Genomic DNA, 7,604 nt, shown 5'->3' on the forward strand with positions numbered 1-7,604 from the left:
TAGTCCCTTCTTTTAAGCAGAAGCCAAAATTTCTTCTAATGCTTCCCTTAAAGCAGGATATTGATATTCAAAACCAGAAGATAAAGTGTGTTTCGGTAAAACTTGCTGACCTTCCAAAACCACTTTTGCACCGTCTCCCAGCAAAACCTCCAAGGCAAAACCTGGCACGGGTAGCCAAGAAGGGCGATTTAAAACATCTCCTAGAGTGTGACAAAATTGGGTCATGCGAACCGCGTTAGGTGCTGTGGCGTTGAAAACTCCCTCAACTTGGGGATGCGTAAGCGAGAACAAAATTAGATTAACCACATCCTCCCGGTGAATCCAAGAAAACCACTGCTTCCCAGTACCGATGGGGCCGCCAGCAAAGAGTTTAAAAGGAGCTAGCATTTTCGCGATCGCACCTCCCATCCCCAAAACAATTCCCAGCCGTAAAATCACCAGCCTTGTCCCCGCACTCTTCACAGGGGCCGCCGCCGCCTCCCAAGCCTGACAAACTTCAGCCAGAAAATCGTCCCCAGGGGGGCTATTTTCCTCAAAAGCCGCCGTTTCACTCGTACCGTAATAACCGATCGCAGACCCACTCACCAACACAGAAGGCTTAGGATTAGCATTAGCGATCGCCTCCACCAATTTTTCAGTAGTCAGCTTGCGGCTGTCCATAATTTCTTGTTTGCGTGCAGCCGTCCAACGTTCCTCAGCGATGGGAGCCCCCGCCAGATTCACCACACCCTCACAACCCCCTAGAGCCTGCTGCCAAGAACCCGATGCTGTGGGAGTATAGGCGATAATTTCCAAATTGGGATAGGCTAAAGCTGGAAAAACTCGCCGAGCTCTTGCTACATCGCGACTCAAAACCAGCACTTGATGCCCTGACTCATGCAGCCGTTCCACCAGCCGGCTGCCTACAAATCCCGTTGCTCCTGCGATCGCTACTTTCATTAATCGAACTTACTCCAAAGGTTGTGGTCGATTGAACTTTACTCCAAACCTGTTCTAGATTATACAGATTAGCTTCATTCGGGGTAATAGGGACATCCACACAACCCTTGAGCAATTCGATCGAAAAGGAAAATTAAAAATTCTCTTGATTGCGCCTTCGGCTTTCCGCAAACAGGAAAAGAGAAACGGGAGGTTAGGAAAGGATGAAGGATAAAATTTTCTTACTCATGCTTTTCCTCTTCCTCAACCCCCTCTGCTTTCCCTTCGTTAAACTTAAATAGCTATGTTAGGAGCATAAATAATGCCTGTAAAGAAATCACGACTTCTAATAATTGCTGCCATAGTTGCAGCAGGTAGTGCAGCAACCTATTTTTACTTCAAAGGCTTCGCCAGCAAAGTATTTAGCCCCCAAGAACTTGCCCAAGTCGTACCGCCAGAAGCAATAATGGCCACTTTTATCTCTCCCAATCCCGGAGCTCTGATTCAGTTGCAGCGATTTGGCACTCCTGAAACTCAAAAGCTAATCGATCGGAGTTTAAGCGACTTCCAAAAGCAGAGCTTAGCTGGCAGCGATATCGATTTTGACAAAGACATCAAACCTTGGGTAGGCGGGGTCGCTATTGCCCTACTTCCACCCTCACAAACTGCTAAAACAGAACCCCCAAAACTATTGGTTGCTGTCACTATTAAAAATAAAATCAGCGCTTGGAATTTTGCCAACAAATTGAAAGCACAACAAGGGGCAAAAGCCCAGGAAAGCGAATATAAGGGAGTTAAAATTTCTGATGTAACAGAAACAAGCGGGAAGCGTTACAGCGTAGCTTTACTTGGCAATCAATTAGCGATCGCTCCTTACAGAAAGACGGTGGAAGCAGCCGTTGATACATTCCAAGGGAAAGCCAATATTGCCAACAAACAGGATACCTCTGCTATTTTTTCCAAAAGTGCAGGAGTGGCAAATCCAATTGCTACTATTTTCATTGCTGACTATCCAGCTTTGATGCAGCAATTACGGGAAAACTTGCCAGAAAATTCTAAAGTGCCCTCAACTGCTTTATCGCAATTCAAACAAATTAAATCGGTAGTTATGGGCCTTGGAGTAGACGATCGGGGTGTGAGGTTGAAAGTAGTTTCGCAGTTAGACCCGTTATTAGCAGCCAAAGAGCCACTACCACAGACAGCGCGTAAATTAGCGGCAAGATTTCCAGCAGAAACAGTAGCCTTGATTGGGGGAAAAGGACTCAGTAAAATTTGGTCGCAGGTAACAAGTGAGGCAAAAGAAAATCCTGAAGTTGCCAAGGGAATTATACAATTAAGGCAGGGTTTTCAAAGGTTAGATTTGAATGCAGATCGAGAGGTTTTTGGTTGGATGGATGGGGAATTTGCAGTGGGCGCGATCGCGTCTAAGGAAGGGATTTTATCGCAGTTGGGTATGGGAGGAGTAATGATTTTTGAAACCAGCAATCGCGCTCAAGCTGAAGCGACGCTGAAGAAACTCGACGCGATCGCTCGCAGTAACCCATCAGTAAGTGTAGCCCCCAGAAAAATTAAGGATACAGAGGTAACGGAATGGAAAATTCCGCAGCAGGGGACGGTATTTGGTCACGGTTGGCTGAACCAGAATTCAGTTTTTATAGCTTTTGGCGGGCCTCTGATTGATGTAATTATTGCACAACCGCAGTCACCTACTAGCAGTCCTAGTTCCTTTGCGATCGCAAAGTCTTTAGCCCAACCAAGCCAGGGTTATCTTTACTGGGATATGGAAAAAACTATGGCTTGGGCAAACCGTTATGTTTTGTCTGTACAGCCGACTTTATTACCACCAGAAACCGCGACATTATTGAATTCAATTCATGGAATTGGTATCAGCACAACTTACCCCGATCCCTCAACTGCTCAAGTAGAGATGCTGTTGGGGTTGAAGACCAAAAGCTAGGTAATTATTAACGATGATTCTATCAAGAAATAGCGGATTATCCTGTCCAAGCAACAGTTAGATTAAATGCCAAGATATAGTAGGATTATCTACAGATATAATTACTAAAAACATTACCCAATTGCTAAATGGTAATAAAAGTAGTATGATCAACGACTGAGTGCAGTCAGCTATGGCACTGCATTCATGCCGTACTAGAGAAAAAATACAAAAAATGACTGTTGCTACTAATACAAATCTGGGACTTGCTTCGCGCTTAGTAAATGGTGTACTTTCCATCAAACCTTTAGCTAACTTGGCAAAACACCAGGCCCGCGAAATGATGATTAAACGAGCAGAAAAAATAGGGGTACATTGGCGAGAGGAAGCGCAAGCACTTTTAGCCCGTAACTGGGATGCAGAAATGCAAAGCGTACAAAATCCAAACTTAAGTTACCCTAAGTATTATCTAACATCATTCCATGCTTACGAACAGGGTAATATGAGCTGGGAAGCAGCAACAGAAGTTGGAGTTGCAGCGCGTGCAGTTCATGCGGGAATTTGGCCAGAAGCAGGCGCAGAAGGCGACGCTAAACTTCGCCAAAGTTATCACGACATTCTTAAAGAGCAAATTGTTAGCGAACCCCTTGACATTTTAGACTTGGGCTGTAGTGTCGGCATGAGTAGTTTTGCCATGCAAAATACTTATCCGCAGGCGAAGATTACAGGAGTAGATTTATCGCCTTATTTCCTGGCAGTTGCCCAGTATCAATCACAACAACAAAACCGCAGAATTAATTGGGTTCACGCAGCAGGAGAATCAACAGGTTTACCCTCAGCATCTTTTGATTTAGTTTCCATCTTTTTAGTGTGTCACGAATTGCCACAAGCTGCAACAATGCAAATATTTCGTGAAGCAAAGCGATTGTTACGCCCTAATGGATATTTGGCAATGATGGACATGAATCCTCAATCGGAAATTTATGCCAAAATGCCACCTTATATCTTGACTTTGCTCAAAAGCACTGAGCCTTATTTGGATCAATATTTCAGCTTAGATATAAGTGCAGCTTTAGTAGAAGCAGGTTTTGCCACACCGACAATTACTTGTAATTCCCCCCGTCATCGGACTGTAATTGCCAAAGCAATAAACTAGGGGCTAGGGGCTAGGGGCTAGGGACTAGGGAAAGGGGAAGAGAGGGAGGATGGGGGAGATGGGGAGGATAGGGAAGATAGGGGAGATGGGGAGGATGGGGAAGATAGGGGAGATAGGTAATAAGCTGTTGTGCATTTAAAACCACTAACTAGGCTTGTAGGGTGCGTCAGCTAGAACACTTACGCTTAAACGGGAAAAACTTCGGACTGACGCACCCTACAATCTGTTTTAAATGTTCAACAGCTTAGCAATTAGCAATTAGCAATTAGCAATTAGCAATGTCTAATCGGAATTTCTATCCAAATTTCCGTACCTTTACCCGGTTCAGAAATACATTTCAATTCCCCTTTGTGCTGTTGTACAACAATTTGATAGCTAATAGATAAACCTAAGCCAGTTCCATCGCCAACTGGCTTAGTAGTAAAAAATGGGTCAAAAATTCGCGATTTCACATATTCGCTCATTCCGGCTCCATTATCAGCAATTATAATTAAAATGCGGTTCTCATCTAAAACCTCAGTATGAATTTTAATCGTTGGTTTCAGATGGTTTTTCTCAGATTCATTTTTAACTTCCTCCCCTGACAGCCCCCAATCAACACCTGATAACTCTAAAGCATCGATCGCATTGTTAATAATATTCAAGAATGCTTGATTTAAGAGACCAGCATAACATTCAACTTGAGGCATTTTACTGTAGTCTTTAATGACCTTAATATCGGGTCTACCCTCCCGCGCGGGCAAGCGATGCTGTAACATTAAAATGGTGTTGTCTAAACCGGCGTGAACGTCAACAGGTTGCCATCCTGAACGGTCTGTGCGAGAAAAATCTTGCAGAGAAAGAACTATCTGTCGGATACGTTCGCTTCCTGTCTGCATGGAGAATAAAATCTTAAACAAGTCGTCGAGGACGAAATCTAATTCCATTTCTTGCTGCTTTTGCAAGATTTCGGGACTGGGATTTTTTAATTCTTTTTGATATAAACGCAGCAACTCAATTAAGTCAGCTCCGTAACTTTGAACGTGGCTCAAGTTGCTGTAAATAAAAGTGATTGGGTTGTTAATTTCGTGGGCGATACCAGCTACTAATTGCCCCAGACTAGACATTTTTTCACTTTGTACTAACTGAGTCTGAGTTTGCTGCAAATCTTGTAGGGTTCGCTCTAACTGCTGTGTCAGTCCGCGCAACCGCAGGCCCGCACGCACTCGCGCTAACAACTCTTCTGTTTCAATTGGTTTGGATAAGAAGTCATCAGCGCCGTTGTCAAGTCCTTTTACCCTGTCGTCAAGTTCTTCTCGCGCTGTCAGTAGGATGAAGAAGACGGTAGCTAGTTCTGGGTTAGCTTTCAGTTGGCGACATACTTCTAACCCATCAATGTAGGGCATCATCCAATCGCAAATTATCAAGTCAGGGGGTCTGTGGTGGGCTTGAGAGAGACCATCTTGACCGTCGAAAGCGATCGCGACCTCGTGTCCTTCACTCTCCAGTAGGTCTTGCAGGACGATCTGAACCGTTACATCGTCATCGATCACTAGAATTTTTGCCATATGTGCACCAGTTCCCTATATCTCCAGCATACATCCGTCACAATTGAGCTAGATGCGACCCTTTTCTTTAATACATCATTTGGGGTTGTGGTGCTTGATGCTAAGTAGAAGGAAGAGGGAAGAGAGAATAGGGAATAATGCTTACACAGCAACCTTTTTAGTCATCTGTCTTTTACTTTGAATTAGGTGGAGCTATTTATTATCTGCAATTAGGGCGATCGCAAAGGAGGTAGGAAATATTGTGTAAAGATTATGATTGACTCTAATTCATAGTTATTAATATTTTGGTGAGTCAAAATCAGAACTTTATCTCTCAAAATACTGCCGAAATTCCCTCAATGCTTGAAGCTGATTAGGGAGAGCGACAGATCGAGGGAGCAGTTGTATCTCTAAATTAGGCAGGCTGTTCCACCGCCTTAAACTCTCACCACGCCATGCAATTGACCGAGATTGGTTCATCCAACCCTTCTAAAACAGGTATTATTACCATCATAGGTATCAAAAATTGCTGACATTGCTTGCTTGGGAAGACTTCCCCAAGTGCCGCACGACAATTGAAAAAAACCTTAAAATTGCTTAAGAGACATTCAGATTTAGCTTACCAGCTTTGATTCAAGCCGAAACCCTAGAACTATTGGAATGGCCCCGCCTTTGTCACCATTTGGCTACCTTTACGGCAACCAAACTCGGTGCTGTGGCGGCGCTCCACTTGCCAATCCCGGAAACTCCAACTGAGACGGCGCAGCTATTAGCCCAGACTCAGGAAGCTTACCTTTTGGAGAGTCGCCTTGCCGGGGGTCTGAGTTTTGATGGCATTCAAGACATCGGCGATTCCCTAGAACGAGCTCAAGTTCAAGGTATCCTCAGCGGGGAGGAACTGTTGGCGATCGCTACTACTCTGGCCGGTGCTAGGCAATTGCGCCGAGTAATTGACAATCAGCCCGACGTTCCCGTACTCACGGAATTGGTGGCCCAGTTGCGGACTTATCCCGAATTGGAGCAAGAAATCCACCGCTGCATTGATGAGCGCGGCAATGTGACAGACAGAGCCACACCCAAACTCGGCGGCATTCGCGACTCAATGCGGCAGTTACGCGATCGCATCTATCAGGTATTGCAGGGCATCTTACAGCGTCAAGCCAACGCCTTGCAGGAACAACTCATTACTCAAAGGAGCGATCGCTTCGTCCTCCCTGTCAAAGCTCCCCAGAAAGATGCCATTCCCGGCATCGTTCACGACACCTCAATGAGTGGCGCGACATTGTACATCGAACCCCATAGAGTTGTCAACCTCAACAATCAAATGCGGCAACAATTACGGCAAGAACAAGTGGAAGAAGAAGCCGTGCGCCGGATCTTGAGCGAGCAAGTAGCAGAGGTAAAGCCCGACTTAGAGAGATTGCTAGCGATCGCCACCACCCTAGACTTAGCTTACGCCAAAGCACGTTACAGCCTGTGGCTAGAAGCCAACCCCCCTCGATTTATCGACTTTCACCCAGGTATGGGGGAGACGGGGAGTAGGGACAGTAGGGGCGGTGCCCCCGTGCCCGCCCCAGAGTTCTTGAGCAAGGGGGAATTTCCTACTCTTAAAACTCAAAACCATCTTGGGGTAGACTCCCCGCAGGGTTTAGCCTTGAGAGGCACAAAGCAATCTCTCAAAACCCATAATTCCCCGATAACTTTGCGCCAGTTGCGTCATCCCTTATTGGTATGGCAACAACAGCACGAACAAGGTTTGCCAGTAGTACCGATTGACCTGATAATTCAGCCGCAAATCCGAGTAGTCGCCATCACCGGCCCCAATACTGGAGGCAAAACAGTCACCCTCAAAACCTTGGGCTTAGCAGCTTTGATGGCAAAAGCAGGATTGTTCGTACCAGCACGGGAACCCGTAGAACTGCCTTGGTTTGATTACATTTTGGCAGATATCGGCGATGAACAGTCTCTAGAACAAAGCTTATCCACCTTCTCCGGTCACATCCGCCGCATAAGTCGGATCTTAAAGGCGATAGGTGAAGATGGGGAAGGTAGGCGAGATGAGGGAGAT

Annotated in this window: 5 protein-coding genes; 3 read left to right on the forward strand and 2 right to left on the reverse strand. The window is 45.6% G+C overall.

Annotation, left to right across the window (positions count from 1 at the left end; translation table 11 throughout):
- Positions 1 to 12: 12 nt before the first annotated feature.
- Positions 13 to 939: a TIGR01777 family oxidoreductase gene (locus OSCI_RS08725; protein ID WP_007354556.1), complete on the reverse strand. Its 927-nt coding sequence runs from the start codon at positions 937 to 939 to the stop codon at positions 13 to 15.
- 301 nt (positions 940 to 1,240) lie between these two features.
- Here OSCI_RS08725 and OSCI_RS08730 point away from each other — a divergent pair, with 301 nt between their 5' ends.
- A complete protein-coding gene (locus OSCI_RS08730) occupies positions 1,241 to 2,875 on the forward strand; it encodes a DUF3352 domain-containing protein (RefSeq protein ID WP_007354558.1) in 1,635 nt (544 codons plus the stop codon).
- Between the two features lie 214 nt (positions 2,876 to 3,089).
- Positions 3,090 to 4,010, forward strand: coding sequence for a class I SAM-dependent methyltransferase (locus OSCI_RS08735; RefSeq protein WP_007354559.1), 921 nt, complete (start codon positions 3,090 to 3,092; stop codon positions 4,008 to 4,010).
- Between the two features lie 272 nt (positions 4,011 to 4,282).
- Here OSCI_RS08735 and OSCI_RS08740 read toward each other — a convergent pair whose 3' ends face one another.
- On the reverse strand, positions 4,283 to 5,557 hold the full coding sequence (locus OSCI_RS08740) for a sensor histidine kinase (protein ID WP_007354560.1): 1,275 nt from the start codon (positions 5,555 to 5,557) through the stop codon (positions 4,283 to 4,285).
- A 607-nt stretch (positions 5,558 to 6,164) separates the two neighbouring features.
- Here OSCI_RS08740 and OSCI_RS08745 point away from each other — a divergent pair.
- On the forward strand, positions 6,165 to 7,604 hold a 1,440-nt coding region (locus tag OSCI_RS08745), incomplete at its 3' end, for a MutS-related protein (RefSeq protein ID WP_039961928.1).

Origin of the sequence: Kamptonema sp. PCC 6506, from assembly GCF_000180455.1 — a bacterium.
GTDB lineage: Bacteria > Cyanobacteriota > Cyanobacteriia > Cyanobacteriales > Microcoleaceae > Kamptonema > Kamptonema formosum.